The sequence below is a fragment of the Rhizorhabdus antheiae genome, from assembly GCF_049889055.1.
Classification (GTDB): domain Bacteria; phylum Pseudomonadota; class Alphaproteobacteria; order Sphingomonadales; family Sphingomonadaceae; genus Rhizorhabdus.
On the sequence record NZ_JBLTWO010000003.1, the window covers coordinates 299,776 to 315,350 of the forward strand.

Annotated in this window: 12 protein-coding genes; 4 read left to right on the forward strand and 8 right to left on the reverse strand. The window is 66.5% G+C overall.

Annotated elements, in window-relative coordinates:
* Nucleotides 1-443 precede the first annotated feature (443 nt).
* Nucleotides 444-1,691 carry an MFS transporter gene (locus ACNI3R_RS08935; RefSeq protein WP_426182182.1) on the forward strand — a complete coding sequence of 416 codons (1,248 nt, stop codon included), beginning with the start codon at nucleotides 444-446 and terminating at the stop codon, nucleotides 1,689-1,691.
* Between the two features lie 87 nt (nucleotides 1,692-1,778).
* Here ACNI3R_RS08935 and ACNI3R_RS08940 read toward each other — a convergent pair whose 3' ends face one another.
* The 4 genes from ACNI3R_RS08940 to ACNI3R_RS08955 form a co-directional block, all read right to left on the reverse strand.
* On the reverse strand, nucleotides 1,779-2,663 hold the full coding sequence (locus tag ACNI3R_RS08940) for an OmpA family protein (protein WP_426182185.1): 885 nt from the start codon (nucleotides 2,661-2,663) through the stop codon (nucleotides 1,779-1,781).
* A gap of 233 nt (nucleotides 2,664-2,896) precedes the next feature.
* A complete protein-coding gene (locus tag ACNI3R_RS08945) occupies nucleotides 2,897-4,177 on the reverse strand; it encodes a nucleotidyltransferase domain-containing protein (protein WP_426182188.1) in 1,281 nt (426 codons plus the stop codon).
* Between the two features lie 124 nt (nucleotides 4,178-4,301).
* Entirely contained in the window at nucleotides 4,302-5,138 is an 837-nt protein-coding gene (gene fghA, locus ACNI3R_RS08950) for an S-formylglutathione hydrolase (RefSeq protein ID WP_426182327.1), read from the reverse strand.
* Nucleotides 5,139-5,155: 17 nt separating this feature from the next.
* Nucleotides 5,156-6,268, reverse strand: a complete 1,113-nt coding sequence (locus ACNI3R_RS08955) for an S-(hydroxymethyl)glutathione dehydrogenase/class III alcohol dehydrogenase (RefSeq protein ID WP_426182191.1) — start codon at nucleotides 6,266-6,268, stop codon at nucleotides 5,156-5,158.
* 94 nt (nucleotides 6,269-6,362) lie between these two features.
* On the opposite strand from ACNI3R_RS08955, the gene ACNI3R_RS08960 reads away from it, so the two are divergent.
* A complete protein-coding gene (locus ACNI3R_RS08960) occupies nucleotides 6,363-7,265 on the forward strand; it encodes a LysR family transcriptional regulator (RefSeq protein ID WP_426182194.1) in 903 nt (300 codons plus the stop codon).
* A gap of 4 nt (nucleotides 7,266-7,269) precedes the next feature.
* On the opposite strand, the gene ACNI3R_RS08965 is transcribed toward ACNI3R_RS08960, so the two are convergent.
* Together ACNI3R_RS08965 and ACNI3R_RS08970 are read right to left on the reverse strand one after the other, a co-directional pair.
* A complete protein-coding gene (locus ACNI3R_RS08965) occupies nucleotides 7,270-7,584 on the reverse strand; it encodes a hypothetical protein (protein WP_426182197.1) in 315 nt (104 codons plus the stop codon).
* Between the two features lie 102 nt (nucleotides 7,585-7,686).
* Nucleotides 7,687-9,225: a fatty acyl-CoA synthetase gene (locus tag ACNI3R_RS08970; protein WP_426182200.1), complete on the reverse strand. Its 1,539-nt coding sequence runs from the start codon at nucleotides 9,223-9,225 to the stop codon at nucleotides 7,687-7,689.
* Nucleotides 9,226-9,455: 230 nt separating this feature from the next.
* On the opposite strand from ACNI3R_RS08970, the gene ACNI3R_RS08975 reads away from it, so the two are divergent.
* Both ACNI3R_RS08975 and ACNI3R_RS08980 read left to right on the forward strand, forming a co-directional pair.
* On the forward strand, nucleotides 9,456-10,568 hold the full coding sequence (locus ACNI3R_RS08975; protein ID WP_426182203.1) for a sensor histidine kinase: 1,113 nt from the start codon (nucleotides 9,456-9,458) through the stop codon (nucleotides 10,566-10,568).
* A gap of 159 nt (nucleotides 10,569-10,727) precedes the next feature.
* Nucleotides 10,728-12,347, forward strand: coding sequence for a DUF6311 domain-containing protein (locus tag ACNI3R_RS08980; RefSeq protein WP_426182206.1), 1,620 nt, complete (start codon nucleotides 10,728-10,730; stop codon nucleotides 12,345-12,347).
* Between the two features lie 46 nt (nucleotides 12,348-12,393).
* Here the strand turns inward: ACNI3R_RS08980 and ACNI3R_RS08985 are convergent, their stop codons facing one another.
* On the reverse strand, nucleotides 12,394-13,719 hold the full coding sequence (locus tag ACNI3R_RS08985) for an amidohydrolase family protein (protein ID WP_426182209.1): 1,326 nt from the start codon (nucleotides 13,717-13,719) through the stop codon (nucleotides 12,394-12,396).
* A 25-nt stretch (nucleotides 13,720-13,744) separates the two neighbouring features.
* A complete protein-coding gene (locus ACNI3R_RS08990) occupies nucleotides 13,745-15,565 on the reverse strand; it encodes a DUF885 domain-containing protein (RefSeq protein ID WP_426182212.1) in 1,821 nt (606 codons plus the stop codon).
* Between the last annotated feature and the right edge of the window lie 10 nt (nucleotides 15,566-15,575).

Consider the following 15,575-nt stretch of genomic DNA (forward strand, 5'->3'; position numbering starts at 1 on the left):
GTCAGTGGCGAAGCCGGCAAACTCAATTTGCAACCCTTTCTCGGCCAGCTGAGCCTAACCGGATCGCTGCCTAGCATCTTCTTGGATCTAAGAGGCAACCATAGTATTGGGGGGCGGAGACATCGGAATTCAGGCGAGGGGTTTTTGCAATGGCGCAGTCGGACAGAAAAGATATGGACGTGCTCGAGGCAGAGTGCGCGCAGCCATCAGCTTCGGCCAAGGGCATTTGGAGCACGCCTTCACTGACGATAGTCGATCTGTCGGATTCAACCTTGGCGATGGGGGCTGGCTCGTCAGACTCAGGTATTCTCAGCTGAGGTGTTTTATGTGAGGGCGGCTTTGCTCTGCAACTTCGTTGCTGCAGGATAAGCTGCTCCGTCCTTTCGCAACGCTGATCCGCGCGCAGGATTGCCCCATCCGTCATTAGCGGTCATGGCGGCACCGTGACCCGACGCACCAGCCGCCCTGACAGCAACAACAGTGCGCCCGAGCAGAATGCTCGCACCGGCGGAGGGGAAGACCCGATGCGCCGGGGGCAGGTCGACCATGGCCGCGCCCGCGCGGCGCTCTTTCTCGCGGGCTTCGCGACCTTTTCCCTGCTCTGGTGCACCCAGCCGCTGCTGCCCGCCTTCGCCGCCCATTTCGGATTGAGCGCGCCGACCAGCGCGCTGGCCCAGTCAATGACGGCCGGCGCCATTGCCGGGACGAGCATGGTCGCCGCCGCGCTGTCGCACCTCTTCACGCGCCGCCGGCTGATGTTCACGGTGATGCTGGTCGCCGCGCTTCTCAACCTGGCCGTCGCCTTCGCGCCGAACTGGTCGGCGCTGCTATTTGCTCGTTTTCTCCAGGGGGCGGCGCTGGGCGGGGTGCCGGTGGTCGCGATGGCCTATCTGGCCGAGGAGATGGACGGTCGCGACCTGCCTCGCGCGATCGGTCTCTACGTAGCGGGCACGGCCTTCGGGGCGATGATGGGGCGGGTGGCGGTCGGGGGGATTGCCGACCTGCTGGACTGGCGCGGCGCCATGGCGGTCGTCGGGGTGGTCGACGTCGCAGCGGCGATCGGCTTCCTGCTGCTGCTACCGGCGTCGCGCAACTTCGCGCCCTCGCGCGGCTTCGATATCGGCGCGCATATCGGGCACTGGCGCGACCAGTTCCGTTCACCCGCGCTGCGCCGTCTGTTTGCGGTCGGTTTCGCCCTGACCAGCGTCTTCGTCGTGCCGTTCAACTATGCTGGTTTTCGGCTGAGCCATCCGCCCTATGATCTCGGGCAGGCGGCGAGCAGCCTCATCTTCCTGACCTATGTCTTCGGCATCGCGTCATCCGCGCAGGCGGGCAGCCTGATCGCCCGTATAGGGCCCAGACGTGCGCTCGCGGCCAGCATCGCCGTGATGACATCGGGCATGGTCATCAGTCTTGCCGAGCCGCTCTGGGCGTTCATCCTCGGCATCATCCTCGTGACGATGGGGTTCTTCGCCTCGCATGCGATCGCCAGCGGCGAGGTCGGGCGGCAGGCGGGGCCGGCCAAGGCCCATGCGGCCTCGCTTTACCTGTTCTTCTATTATGCCGGGGTGACCTTGACCGGCTGGGGCGCCGGCTGGTTCTGGGAGCATAGCGGCTGGCTGGGACTGACGGTCGTGACCGGGGCCATCGGCATAGCCGGCGTGGTGCTGGCGCTGGGCGGGAGCGACTGACCGCTCACGCAGACAAAGAAAGAGCCGGAGATCGTGCGACCTCCGGCTCCTTGGTCATGCCTTGCAGCGCATGCTGCACCAACTGGCTTAGAGGTCGTCCACGCTCTTGCTGACGAGGATGTTGACCGCGACGCGGCGGTTCTGCGCCTTGCCTTCGGGCGTGTCGTTCGGCGCCAGCGGATCGGCGGTGGCCATGCCGGTCGGGGTCAGCATCCGGTAAGGCTTCCAGCCGCAGGCCTGCTGCAGATAGTTGATCACCCGCGCCGCGCGCTTCTCGCTCAGCTGCTGGTTGACCTCTTCGGGGCCGGTAGAATCCGTGTAGCCGACCACCAGCATGAGCGCATTCTCGGTCGCCTCGGCCGTGCTCGCCGTCTGGCAGAGTTGGGCCTTGTCCTCGGGCGACAGCTCCGCCTTGCCGGTGTCGAAATGGACATTGATCGTGTTCTTGATGTTGTACTTGTCGATATCGCCGAGGCGCCCGCGCAGCGCCTCCGTCGCGGCGATTTGCTCATCGAAGCGCTGGTCGGTGGCGTTGCGGATCATCGAGGCGGTCTTGAAATCGCCGTTCCGGAAATTGACCTGGCTCGCATAGAGCTCGCTGCCCGCGCCGCCGGCAGGCTGAAGCGTCTTCACCGTCACTGGGAGACCGTTCAGCAGCGCATCGAGCCCGAGCTTCTTGTTGCTGCCGAACAGGCCGGACGCGGCCTTGACCCGCGTGGCATCGCCGACCGCGATCACAGTGCTCGTGCCATCGGCCTGCCTGACCTTTAGCCGGTTGCCCGTGCGAGCCGAGATAACGCCTTTTATTTCAGGACCTTCAGTCATCGTCGAAGGATCCGGAAGAGGAACGCCGTCAACGACAATATTCGAGTCGGATGAGCGCTGTTGTTGGGCCGAAAGGCTGGCTGAAGCCGACAGGGCCAGCATAGCCATCATGAAACGAACTCTCCGGTCCTTGGAATTGACACGCATGAAGCGACTCCTTTGTCTTTCCCCGTCTGCTTTGGGTGTCGTTGACTAGCTGTCTGCCAGATTAACGCCGGACCTGACGGTCGAGAACTTGCCGCTGACGAGAGTGTATCGCGCGACGAAAGGAGGGCCGCTATGTCCGAATCGGGTGGTCGAGACAGTCGTCCGCTGGCCGGGGATCGGGTGTGGCCAGCATCGCGCACAGATGGATTCGCGACCCGGAATATGCGGCGGGCTTAGTGCGCCGCGACCGCTCCATCATGCCGTTCGAGCCAGTCGTGAACGGCGAGCATATGATCGACGATCGCCATATCGGCGTGGCTGGAGGCGCTCTCCGCACGGGCGCCGCTGCGGCCGATCAGGGCGGGCCTGCGCCTGGTGCCGATCTCCCACAGCCTGCGCGCGTAGAAGAGGGGCATGCGTGGCGATCGGGGATCGACCGGATACATGTTCGCCATCTCCAGCCGCGACGGAAACAGCCGCCCGAAGAGGAAGGACGACAGGTCCCCGCTGCGGCGGCGCAGGCGGGTCTGCAGCGACAGCTTGAGGTCTTTGCGCTGGCTGGCGTCCTGCAGCATGATCAGCGCGGTCGCATCGACCAGGGCCGAGGGCACCGAACAGGATCCGGGGCCGCCCTCCGGTTCGGGGATCGCTACGCTCGGCCAGTAGCGCCGGGTGAGGGCGAAGCTCAGCAGCGCGCCGTGACGGCAATGCGCCCGGTCGGCGAGCGACCAGAAGAGCGGCCAGTCGACGCTGCCGCCCCGGACCAGCCAGGCGATGTCGCTGAGCAGCAAAGGGCCGTTGTCGAAGGCGTGCCCGTAAGCGGCGTGCTCGATCAGATGGAGCAGCGTGTCGGTTGGCGAAGGAAAGGCAATCTCGCGGCCAGGCTCCCCAAGCCGCACCAGCCGCTCCCAGAAGGCGGAGTCTTCGCTCGGCTCATAGCCGTCGCCGCGCTCGCGATCGTGGAAGAGACGGAAATGAACCTCGACCGCCATGCCCGTCGCGGGCGAGCGTGCCGGCGGCATCTGGTGCAGGAAGTCGAGCGCGGATTCCGGACTGCCCTGGCTCAGCTCGATCTGGCCATAGCCTTCGGCCTCCAGCAGGCGCCACGCCTCCACCGCGCGGTCGCGCGGGACGAGGATGTCGATGTCGCGCAGAGGGCGGAGTTCCGGGCGTGGATAGGCGGTGCGGCCGAGATAGGCGCCCTTCAAGGCGGCGAAGGATATGCCAGCTTTGGAGAAAAGAGCGCGCAGTCGCTCCAGTTCGGCGGCCGCGCGCAGTCCCGCCATGGCCTGGGCGCGCCGCCGCTCGACCAACTGGACTGCGATCGGGCCGGGAAAACAGCCGGGGTCCTGCGCCAGCCTCTGCCCGAGCAGCGGTTCCAGCCGATGCTGCCGCGCCATCCGGATAAGGTCGTCCCAGGCGGTGGCATCGAGCGCAGCGTAACGGGCCATATCGACGGGCCGCTCGATCGCAATCAGGTCGAGCAGCAGCAGCGCGTGCGTAGGATCGCTCATCGGCGATGCCCGCAGCGGATGCGGCAAAGGGCGCGGCGCGACGTCATGGCTTTCTAGTGACGCCAAAACCTCGTCGGATAAAGGCGCAATTTCAATATCTCGTGCCGGGCCTCGGGCCGCCGGATCAGGTCAGGCGGGCTGCGTGCCAGCGCAGATGATCGTCCATGAAGGTCGAGATGAAATAATAGCTATGGTCATAGCCGGGCTGGAGCCGCAGCGTGAGGTCTATCCCGGCATCGGCGCAGGCGTCCGCAAGCAGCTGGGGCTTGAGCTGGTCGGCCAGGAAACCGTCCGCCTCGCCCTGATCGACGAGCAGATCCTTCACCCGCGCGCCGTCCTCGATCAACGCGACCGCGTCGTGCCTACGCCACACCGCCCGGTCCTCGCCCAGATAGCCGGGGAGGGCCTTCTGACCCCAGGGCACCTGCGACGGCGCCACGATCGGCGCGAAGGCCGATACCGAGCGGAAGCGTTCGGGGAAGGTCAGGCCAATGGTCAGTGCGCCATGGCCGCCCATCGAATGGCCGGTGATCGCCTGCCGGTCCATGTCGGCCGGGAAATGCTCGGCGATGAGCGTCGGCAGCTCCTCGGTGACATAGCTCCACATGCGATAATGCGGCGCGAAGGGTTGTTCGGTCGCATCCACATAGAAGCCTGCGCCCAGCCCGAAATCATAGGCGCCGGCCGGATCGTCGGCCACGCCTTCGCCGCGCGGGCTGGTGTCCGGCGCGACGAAGATCAGGCCGAGTTCGGCGCAGGCCCGCCGATACTCGCCTTTTTCGGTCACATTGGCATGGGTGCAGGTGAGGCCCGACAGATACCAGACGACCGGCAGGCGCGCGCCCGGCTCGTGCGGCGGGACATAGACCGAGAAGGTCATGTCGGTGCCGGTGACGGCGGACGCGTGGCGATAGACTCCCTGCACGCCGCCGAACGCCCGGTTGGTCGAAACGGTCTCGATGCCCATGGCCGATCCGATCAGAAAACGACGACCGAGCGGATCGACTTGCCTGCGTGCATAAGATCGAACGCGGTGTTGATCTCCTCCAGCCCCATGACATGGGTGATCATCGGGTCGATCTCGATCTTGCCGGTCATGTACATGTCGACGATCTTCGGCACGTCGGTGCGACCCTTGGCGCCACCGAAGGCCGTGCCGCGCCAGTTGCGGCCGGTCACCAGCTGGAAGGGACGCGTCGCGATCTCCTTGCCGGCTTCCGCGACGCCGATGATGATCGAAGTGCCCCAGCCGCGATGGCAGGCCTCGAGCGCGGTGCGCATCACCTCGGTGTTGCCGGTCGCGTCGAACGTATAGTCGGCGCCGCCGTCGGTCATCTCGACGACCTTGGCGACGACGTCCTCGCGGCTCATGCCCTTGCTGTTGAGGAAGGCGGTCATGCCGAAGCGGCGGCCCCATTCCTCGCGGTCGGGGTTGATGTCGACGCCGATGATCTTGCCCGCGCCGGCCAGCTTCGCGCCCTGGATCACGTTCAGCCCGATGCCGCCCAGGCCGAAGACCACGACATTGTCGCCGACCTGTACCTTGGCGGTGTTGATCACCGCTCCGACACCCGTTGTCACGCCGCAGCCGATATAGCAGCTGGTCTTGAAGGGGGCGTCCTCGCGGATCTTCGCCACCGCGATCTCGGGCAGGACGGTGAAGTTGGAGAAGGTCGAGCAGCCCATATAATGGAAGATCGGCTGGCCCTTGTAGCTGAAGCGGCTGGTGCCGTCGGGCATCAGGCCCTTGCCCTGCGTCGCCCGGATCGCCGTGCAGAGGTTGGTCTTGCCGCTGAGGCAGCTTTTGCACTGGCGGCATTCGGGGGTGTAGAGCGGGATCACATGGTCGCCGGGCTTCACGCTGGTCACGCCGGGGCCGACTTCGCGCACGACGCCAGCGCCTTCGTGGCCCAGGATCGACGGAAAGATGCCCTCGCTGTCGAAGCCGTCGAGCGTATAGGCATCGGTGTGGCAGATGCCCGTCGCCATGATTTCGACGAGCACCTCGCCCGCCTTGGGACCTTCGAGGTCGACCTCGACGATTTCCAACGGCTTCTTGGCTTCGAACGCGACGGCGGCACGGGTCTTCATGGCGGAATCTCCTGATCTCAGGCCGACATATATTGGTGCAATTCGCGACGAAATAGCTAATTCTGCAAGGCATTAATTCCAGGGAGCAACAATCATGTCCGACTGGGACGGGCTGGAGGAGATCGTCGCGATCGCCGATACCGGCAGCTTCGTCGGCGCTGCCCGGCGGCTGAACATATCGCCGTCGCAGGTCAGCCGCATCGTTCAGCGGCTGGAGGCGCGGTTGAACGCCGAACTGTTCGAGCGGACGACCCGCTCGGTCCGACCGACCGAACTGGGTCGCATGCTCGTCGACCAGAGCCGGCGGATCATCGACGAGCGTGACGAGGCGCTGTCGATGGCGCGCGGCGAAAGCGAGATGCAGGGCGCGCTGCGGCTCACCTGCTCGACCACGCTCGGCGAACGCTTCGTGGCCCCTATCGTCGGCCGTTTCATTCGCATGCACCCGCGCATCTCGGTGTCGCTGGAGCTGACCAACCGCGTCGTCGATCTGGTTGCCGAGGGTTTCGACATCGGCATCCGGACCGGCCATCCCGTCGACCAGCGGCTCGACGCCCGCCAGATCGGGGCTCGCTCGCTCGTGCTGTGCGCGTCACCCGCCTATCTGGTAGGGCGCGGTTTGCCGAGGGCGCCCGCCGAGCTGGAAGCGCATGACTGCCTGATCGGAACAAGCGGGGTCTGGCATTTCAGCGAGAAGGGTACGAGGCGGACGCTGGTGCCGAGCGGTCGCCTGCGCTGCAACAGCGGCACCGCGCTGGTGGCTGCCGCCATCGATGGGCTCGGCATATGCCAGTTGCCGGAATTTTACGTGCGCGATCATCTCGCGGCGGGGCGACTGGTGCGGTTGCTCGACGGGTTTCTGGATGCGCCGGAACCGATCTGGGCGGTCTGCCTGCACCGTCGGCACGCGCTGCCGAAGGTGCAGGCGATGCTCGCCGCCCTGGAGGCCGAACTCGGGGTGGAGATGGCCTCCGGGGCGACTGATCAAAGCGGCTGACGGATCAGCAGCGGTTGCGGTCCACATAATAGCGACGGCCATTGTCCTTGTAATAGCAGTCGCCGCGCCGGTCGCGATAATAGCGGCGGTTCTTGGCGGTCAGCGCGCCGATCGCACCGCCGGCCGCCGCGCCGATCGCAGCGCCCTCACCGACGCCCACGCCACCGACGACCGCGCCGAGCGCCGCACCACCGGCTGCGCCGATCGCCGCGCCGCGGGCAAGGCCGCGTTCGGACGGGTTGCTCGACTGGCAGGCTGACAGCGCAAGCATCGCGGGCAGGGTGCAGAGCAGAATGCGGGACCTGGACAGGGCGATCATCTTGAAACTCCTTCTTGGCGACCGGGGGGCACGGCCATGACAGGAACAACGTCGACGGATCGCTTTGGTTCTTTTCAAATTCTTGCTGATCGGCCACGCGCCTCAGCCGGGCGCCATCTGACGCAGATCGCGCTTCAATATCTTGCCGCTGGCATTGCGCGGCAGATCGTCGACGAAGACGAAGCGCTTGGGCCGCTTGAACCCCGAAAGGCGAGCCGCGCAATGCGCTTCCAGATCTTCGGCGCTTGGCGCGGTTCCGGCCCGCTTCACCACGAAGGCGGTCACCGCCTCGATCCAGTGGGGATCGGGCAGGCCGATCACCGCAACCTCCGATACATGCGGATGGGCATAGATCGCCTCCTCGACTTCGCGCGAGGAGACATTCTCGCCGCCGGTCTTGATCATGTCCTTCTTGCGATCGACGACGGTGATGAAGCCGTCGGCGTCGATTGTCGCCAGGTCGCCGCTGTGGAACCAGCCGCCGGCGAAAACGGTCTCGGACAGTTCCGGCTGGCGCCAATAGCCCGACAGCAGCTGCGGGGAGCGGTGAACGATCTCGCCGATTTCGCCGGGTGCGACGTCGCGCATCTCGTCGTCGACCACGCGGGTCTGGACATGGAGGGCAGGGCGGCCCGCCGAGCCCCGCCGCGTCGCATGATCTTCGGGCTGCAGCACAGTCGCGACCGGCGCTATTTCGGTCTGGCCATAGAGGTTCCACAGCCGCAGGCCCGGAATACGCTCGCTGAGCTCCTCGATCACCGCCACCGGCATGATCGACGCGCCATAATAGCCCTTGGCGAGGCTGGAGATATCGTGCGCCTCGAACAGCGGGGACCGCAGCAGCGATATCCAGACCGTAGGCGGTGCGAAGAAGGCAGTGACGCGATGGTGCTCGATAAGCGGGATCACCTGATCGGGCGCGGCGGAGGGGCTGATGACGCTGGTCGCACCTGCCTGGAGAGCCGGGCCCGCCATCGCGTCGAGGGCCGCACAGTGGAACAGCGGCAGGGCGTGAAGGATGACGGTGTCCGAAGTCCAGCCGCAGTCGAACAGGCAACTCTGATATTGCCACAGGACCGCAGCATGGCTGAGCATCGCGCCCTTGGGGCGGCTTTCGGTCCCGCTGGTGTAGATGATCTGCAGCAGGTCGTTCGCTTCGGCCCGGTCGTCGATCGTGGCGCCCGAGATGCGCAGGTCGGTCCAGCGACGGATGTCGGAGGCACAGGTGCCTTCGACGAGGAAGCTTGCCTCGATGGCTGAGGCGACGGCAGCGGCCGCATCGCGGGCAAGGTCGACCAGAGTCGCATCGACGAACAGGAAGCGGGCGCCAGAATGGTCGAGGATATAGGCGATGTCGGGCGCGCCGAGCATGACGTTGATCGGAACGAGCACGGCGCCGATCCGCGCGACCGCAAACCGGATCGCCATGAAGCTGTGGCTGTTGCGCGCGAGGATGGCGATGCGATCGCCCTTGACCACGCCCAGGTCATCGAGACCGGCGGCCAGTTCGTCGACGATGGCGTCGAACTCGGCATAGCTCCAGCTGGCACCTCCGAAAACCAGCGCAGGCTTGGTGCCATGGCGCGCAGCCGACCGCCGGAGCATGACGGACAGGGACTGGGTCTGGGGGGCAGTGGTCACGATCGTCTCTCTCCCGGTCGGCACGGCCCTCGACGCCGCATCCAGCATGCCGCCCACCATGCCGCACCTAGGCGACGAGAGGTAGCCCTTCGCTTCGATGCTGGGCCGGGGTAAACCTGCGTTGCGGGAAACCCCCGCATTTTCGCGACGTTGAACCATCATGTCGTCGGACTATGTTGAAGATCGAATCTGTCGGCGGACCGACCCCAGCAGCCAGGTGGAGTGGCGCGATGCGTAGCTTAGTGGAACCCCAATTTCATGACCGGGCGCGTTTGGCGGCGCTGTCCGAATATGAAATTCTCGACACGCCCCCCGAAGCCGATTTCGACGATATCGTGCAACTGGCGGCACAGCTGTGCGGTACGCCCATCTCGCTTGTGAGCCTGGTGGAAACCGACAGGCAATGGTTTAAGGCGCGCGTCGGGCTGGAGCAGGAGGAGACGCCGATCGATCAGTCGGTGTGCAGGCTCGGCCTCGGCAGCAGTGAAATGCTGATCATTCCCGACCTGACCGCAGATCCCCGCACTGCTGAGAACAGTCTTGTCAGTATTGCGGATGGCATCCGCTTCTACGCCGGGGCGCCGCTGGTCGCACCGCGCGGCGAGGTCCTCGGTATGCTCTGCGTGATTGATCATGAACCCCGGCCCGAAGGCCTGACCCCCGTACAGCAGGGCATGCTGACCACGCTCGCGCGGCAGGTGATCGCACAGCTCGAGCTGCGCCGGGCGATGTTGCGGCAGATGGAAGAAGATATCGAACGGCGCCAACTCAACGATCTTCTGTCCGAGCGGCTGAACCAGACGTTGGCGATGATCAACGGGCTGGCGAGCCAGACGCTGCGTGCTGTGCCGAGCCGGGGACCGGTCGAATCCTTTCAGAGCCGGCTCGATGCCCTGACCGAGGCGCATGAACTGCTCCAGCGCAAGAAATGGACGGAAACGGACATGCGCACGGTGGTTGCTAACAGCCTTGTCCGGCACGCCCCGCCAGAGCGTTTCACGGCAGCGGGGCCGGCCGTGCAGCTTGCACCCAAGGGGGCGATCAGCACCGCGATGTTGCTGCACGAACTCGGCAGCAATGCCGTCAAATATGGCGCGCTGTCGGTTCCCGGCGGGTCGATCGCGGTCGAGTGGAGCCTGTCGGGCGAGGGCGAAGACGCGCTGTTGTCGCTCGGCTGGGCCGAAGCGGGCGGCCCCCCGGCCGTGACGCCGACGCAGCGCAGTTTTGGGGCCAAGCTGATCGCGATGGGGCTGGGCGGTGGCGGCGCCGTCCGGGAGAGCTACGGTCCGGAGGGCTATCGCGGCTGGTTCGAGGCGCCGCTGGTCCATCTCCAGCGAGAATGATGGCCGCTTGAGGGAGCCGCGCCGCAGCCCTAGAAGGTGACCGAACCGGCCGGGGGCGCCGCGCAAGGGGGGCCAGAATACGCCGTGGGGCAGGACACGATAGCCACGACGCGCCGCGTGGGGATTCTGCCGGCGGGCCTTCCCGACCGGGACATTGTGGTGAGCCTCGCGCTCGCGATCATTGCCTTTGTCTTTGTCATCGGCCCCGCACCACTCGATCCGACCAATATCGCCTGGCTGGCGGACCACGATGCGGCCACCAATTATCTCGGCTGGGCCTTTTATCGGGCGTCGCCCTGGTCCTGGCCGATCGCCGCGAACCCCGATTATGGCATGGACATAGCGGGCAGCGTGATGATGGCGGATGCCAATCCGCTGCTGGCGATGGTCTTCAAGCTGCTCGGCCCGATCCTGCCGGAGCCCTTTCAATATTTCGGCTGGTGGCTGCTCGGCTGCTTCCTGCTGCAGGCGCTGTTCGCTCGCGCGATCGCTGTCCGGATCGGCGCCGACGACTGGCAGCGCCCCGCTATCGTGCTGCTCTTCCTCTTCGCCCCGTGCTTCCTGGCACGGGCGATCATGCCCGCCATCTTCCACCTGACCCTATGCGGCCAATGGCTCATCCTTGCGGCGATCTGGCTCTATCTGTCGCCGGACATGCATCGCAGGGCCTGGCTGTGGGGGGCGCTGCTCACGCTGACGATCCTGATCCATCCCTATTTGCTGGCGATGGTCGCGGCGATCTGGGGTGCCGAGCTTTGGCGGGGGACAGTGGGGGCCAGCGGGCCGGCGCTGCGGCGCCTGCTGTTAGGAGCGGCAGCCGGCCTCGCCGCGATGGCTGCAACCGCCTGGCTGACGGGCGTGCTCTGGCTCGCGAAGACCGGCGACGGCAGCGTTCATGCGATCTCGATCGAATGGGGCTTCGGCATCTACAAGGCGAACCTGCTGTCGCCGGTCGATCCGCGCGGCTGGTCCTGGCTGCTGCCTGCTCAGGCGACGACGGCGGAAGAGGTGGAGGGCTTCGCCTATCTCGGCGCAGGGGTTCTCGCCCTGCTCGTCGCGGCGCTGGTCGTCGCCCGCCGCGTCCCGGCGTGGCCGCGATGGCTGCCGCATCTCGGCCTCGGTCTCGCGCTCGCCCTGCTCGGCCTGCTTGCGGTCACGCCCTATGTCGCCCTCGGCTCTCACGTCGTCCATGTCCCCTGGCCGGCGCCGCTGGAAGCGCTGGGGCATATGTTCCGCAGCAGCGGCCGTTTCGCCTGGCCGCTGGTCTATTGGCTGATGGTTGCGCTCTTCTGGGTCGTCGTCAGGGGCTCGGCACGCCGCCCTGCAACCCTTATTCTATGGGCAGCCGCGATCGTGCAGATCGTCGATAGCAGCGCCGGCTGGCGAGGGGCTGCCGAAGCCTATGCCCGGCGCGGCGACGTCTGGCCGAGCGCGCTGACCTCGCCTTTTTGGAGCGAGGCGGCCGGCCGTTATCGCGCGGTCCGGATGATATTGCCCCGGAACCGCTACCCCGCTTACCGCGATATCGACGCCTGGGCCTTGCGGCACGGCCTGAAGACCGACGTCATCTATCTCGCCCGCTACGATGCTGGATCATTCGATGCACTGGTCCGCCGGCGCGCGGCGGAGCTCAAGGCGCTGCGCTTGCCTGCCGATACACTGTGGATCACCGACGGAGTTCCCGCTGCCGATGTCGTCCGCCTTGCGCAGTCCGGGCAGGGGCAGGTTACGACGGCTGACGGCATCCCGGTCTTCGCACCCGGCATGAAGGCGCGCTGAAGGTCGCGGCCGGACCCGCCTGAACGACGGATCCAGCCACAGTTCCTCAGTCCGCCAGCGTGCCGTGGGCGTCGTCGCGGTAGATGCGGCCACCCTTCATCACGAAGCTGATCGTGCGCAGCGCCGAGATGTCGGCGGTCGGGTCGCTGTCGACCGCGATGATGTCGGCGGCCATGCCCGGCGCAAGGCGGCCGACCTGGTCCTCGATGCCCAGCAGCTTCGCGGTCTGGGTCGTGCCCGACTGCAGCGCCTGCAGCGGGGTCATGCCCGCCTTCACATAGAGTTCCGCCTCCGCCACCGTGGCGGTGGTGCCGCCATTGGGCTCGAACGGGAACTGGTCGGTGCCGAGGCCGATGTTGACGCCCAGGCGGATCGCCTTCTGGAGCATCGCCCAATGGTCCTTGCCGGTCGAATCCACCCGGTCGAGATACCAGTCGGGCGAGCCGATCTTCTTGTAGAATTCCTTGGCGCCTTCCTGGGTGACGACGGCGGTGGGCACCAGCCAGACGCCCTTCGCCTTCATCTCCTTCAGATTCTCGTCGCTCAGATGATAGCCATGCTCGAAGCAGTTGATGCCCATAGCGAGCGACTGCTTGGCCGCCTCGGCCGAACCGTTATGCGCGGTGACCTTGATGCCGTTGCGATGCGCGACCTCGATCAGGGTCCTGAGCTCCTCGTCGGTCATCGGCGCGGCAGAGATGCTGCCATGGGTGTCGGCGATGCCGCCCGAAATGGCGATCTTGATCCAATCGGCGCCCTGCTTGATCTGCTCGCGCACGGCATGGGCGAGCGCATAGGGGCCGTCGGCCTCGAGCGAACCATGGCCGCCGGTGGGGACGATGACCTCGCCCGCAGTCTTGATCCGGGGTCCGATGATCTCGCCCTTCTCGATCGCCCGGCGGACGGCGAAGTCGACGCCATGATCCTCGCCGACCAGGCGGAGCGTGGTCACGCCTGCGAGCAGCGACTTGCGGGCATTGGCCGCCATGCGCAGCGCCATCTGCGGGTCGGTCTCGTTCGCCAGCGCGGCGCCCTCCGCACCCGGCAGCTTCAGGCCCAGATGAACGTGCATGTTCATCAGGCCGGGGGCGAGCCACTTGCCACCCATCGACACGATCTCGGCACCCTCTGGGATCTTGACCGAGGCGGCGGGGCCGGCGGCGAGAATCCTGCCGTCGCGCACGATCAGCACGCCGTTGCGGATCGGCGCGCCGCCCTCGATCGACACGATATTGGCGTCGGTCAGCGCGATCGTCTTGCTGCTTGCCTGTGCCTTGACCGGCTCGGCACTCGCCGCCGCGTGCGCGACGGCGGGCATGGCGATGCCCGCCAGCAAGGCCAGTATCGCAATTCGGAAGCTCTTGGTCTTCATGATGTGATCATTCCCCTGTGGAGTGTCAGGCTGCGGCCCATTGCGCGACGGCCTTTTCGAGAACCGCCATCGGCATCGGGCCGGAGGTCAGGATGAGGTCGTGGAAGCCCCGCACGTCGAAGCGGTCGCCCATCTTCGCGCGCGCCGCCTCGCGCGCGGCGACGATGCGGTTGGCGCCGACCTTGAAGCTGCATGCCTGGCCCGGATAGACCGCGTAGCGGGTTACTTCGCGTTCGGTCGCCAGCGGCTGTTCGCCGGCATTGTCGACCATCCAGGCGACCGCCTGGTCCTTGGTCCAGCGCTCGTGATGGATGCCGGTGTCGACCACGATCCGCGCCGCGCGGAACAGCTGCGACTGAAGCTCGCCGATCCGGCCGAAAGGATCATTCTCATAGATGCCCAGTTCCGCCGCGACCTGCTGCGCGTAGAGCGCCCAGCCTTCGGTATAGGCGGAAAAGCGCACGACCTTGCGGAACAGCGGCAGGGCCGGGGCATGATTGAGCACGCTATACTGGAAATGGTGGCCCGGGACCGCTTCATGATGGGTGAGGGTCGGCAGGCGCCAGGTCGCATGTTCGCTCGGATGCTGGAGGTTGAGCGAATAGACGCCGGGCTCGCCGGGAGCGCCCTCGCCATAGAAGGCGCCGGGTGCGCCGGCCTCTATCGCGGGCGGGATACGGCGGACGATGACGGGGTCGACCGTCGAGATGCCGAAGGCCTGCGGCAGCCGCGCGGTGATGTCCTTGATATAGCCGGTGGCGAGCGCGAGCAGCTTCTCGCGGCCGGCATCGTCGTCGCTGACCTTGAAGCGGGCGTCCTGGTTGAGCGCCCCGATGCGCGCGCCGACCGAACCCTGCGACAGGCCTTGCGCCTTCAACAGCGTGTCGATCTGCTCGATCAGCTGGCGGCATTGCTCGAGCCCCAGCTTGTGGAGGTCGCCGGGCGCGATGTCGGCGGTCGTGTTGGAGCGGACCGCCGCCGCATAATAGGCATCGCCGTCGGGCAGGCGCCAGACGCCGGCGACGTCGACCGCCTTGGGCGCGATCGCCTGAAGCGCGGCGATCTGCCGGTCGAGCGCGGGGACGATCCGGTCGCGGAAGATCTTTTCGGCGCGGGCGTCGTCGCCCTGTCGGCCGAGCGCGGCGAGCTTCTTGAGCGCGGGGGCGAGGAGCGCGGATTCGAGCGGCTTGCCGTCGCGCAGGCCCTTGATCTGGGCGATCGTCTTGGCGATCACGAAGCTCGGTGGAATGACCCCTATCGCGGCGTCGTGGCGGATGCGCTCGCTCTCCTGGTCGAGCGCGGTCGCGAGTGCCCCCAGGCGACCATACCAGGCGTCGGCATCGGCTGCGTCCTTGATCGGGTGACGCCCGCCGATGAAGTCGGGCAGCCAGTAATAAGCGCCGTTCATCTGGCTGACCACATAGGGGCTCGGCCGCAGGTTCATGTCCATATAGCCGTAGCGGCCGAGCATGTCGTCGAGCGTCTCATAGACGTACAGCGCGACATCGCGGTCCAGAGCCGAGCGCGGGGACAGCGTGTCGGCGGAGATCGCGCGCAGCTGGCGCAGCCCCTGCTTCACCGCCGCCCGGTCGCTTTCGCGCGCGGCGAGCGAACGGTCGTCGAGCCGCGCACGCAGATAGGCATTGGCGCCCTTGTCATAGTCGTTGCCGGTGGCCTCTTCCGGCGAGCGACGCAGAAAGGCTTCGGTGTGGCGTTGCAGCAGCGCCTGGAGCGCCGCATCGCCCGAGCCGGTCGCGGCCGCCCAGACGCCCTGCATCGGCCCGGCGAGGCTGAGGGCGGTGGTGCCGGCGGCGGCATGAAGGAAGCGGCGACGATCGATCAACACGGGACTACTC

Coding starts and splice junctions, on each gene's coding strand:
- ACNI3R_RS08940 (WP_426182185.1), bottom strand. CDS start 2,663: ATGCGTGTCAATTCCAAGGACCGGAGAGTTCGTTTCATGATGGCTATG.
- ACNI3R_RS08945 (WP_426182188.1), bottom strand. CDS start 4,177: ATGAGCGATCCTACGCACGCGCTGCTGCTGCTCGACCTGATTGCGATC.
- ACNI3R_RS08955 (WP_426182191.1), bottom strand. CDS start 6,268: ATGAAGACCCGTGCCGCCGTCGCGTTCGAAGCCAAGAAGCCGTTGGAA.
- ACNI3R_RS08960 (WP_426182194.1), top strand. CDS start 6,363: ATGTCCGACTGGGACGGGCTGGAGGAGATCGTCGCGATCGCCGATACC.
- ACNI3R_RS08965 (WP_426182197.1), bottom strand. CDS start 7,584: ATGATCGCCCTGTCCAGGTCCCGCATTCTGCTCTGCACCCTGCCCGCG.
- ACNI3R_RS08975 (WP_426182203.1), top strand. CDS start 9,456: ATGCGTAGCTTAGTGGAACCCCAATTTCATGACCGGGCGCGTTTGGCG.
- ACNI3R_RS08985 (WP_426182209.1), bottom strand. CDS start 13,719: ATGAAGACCAAGAGCTTCCGAATTGCGATACTGGCCTTGCTGGCGGGC.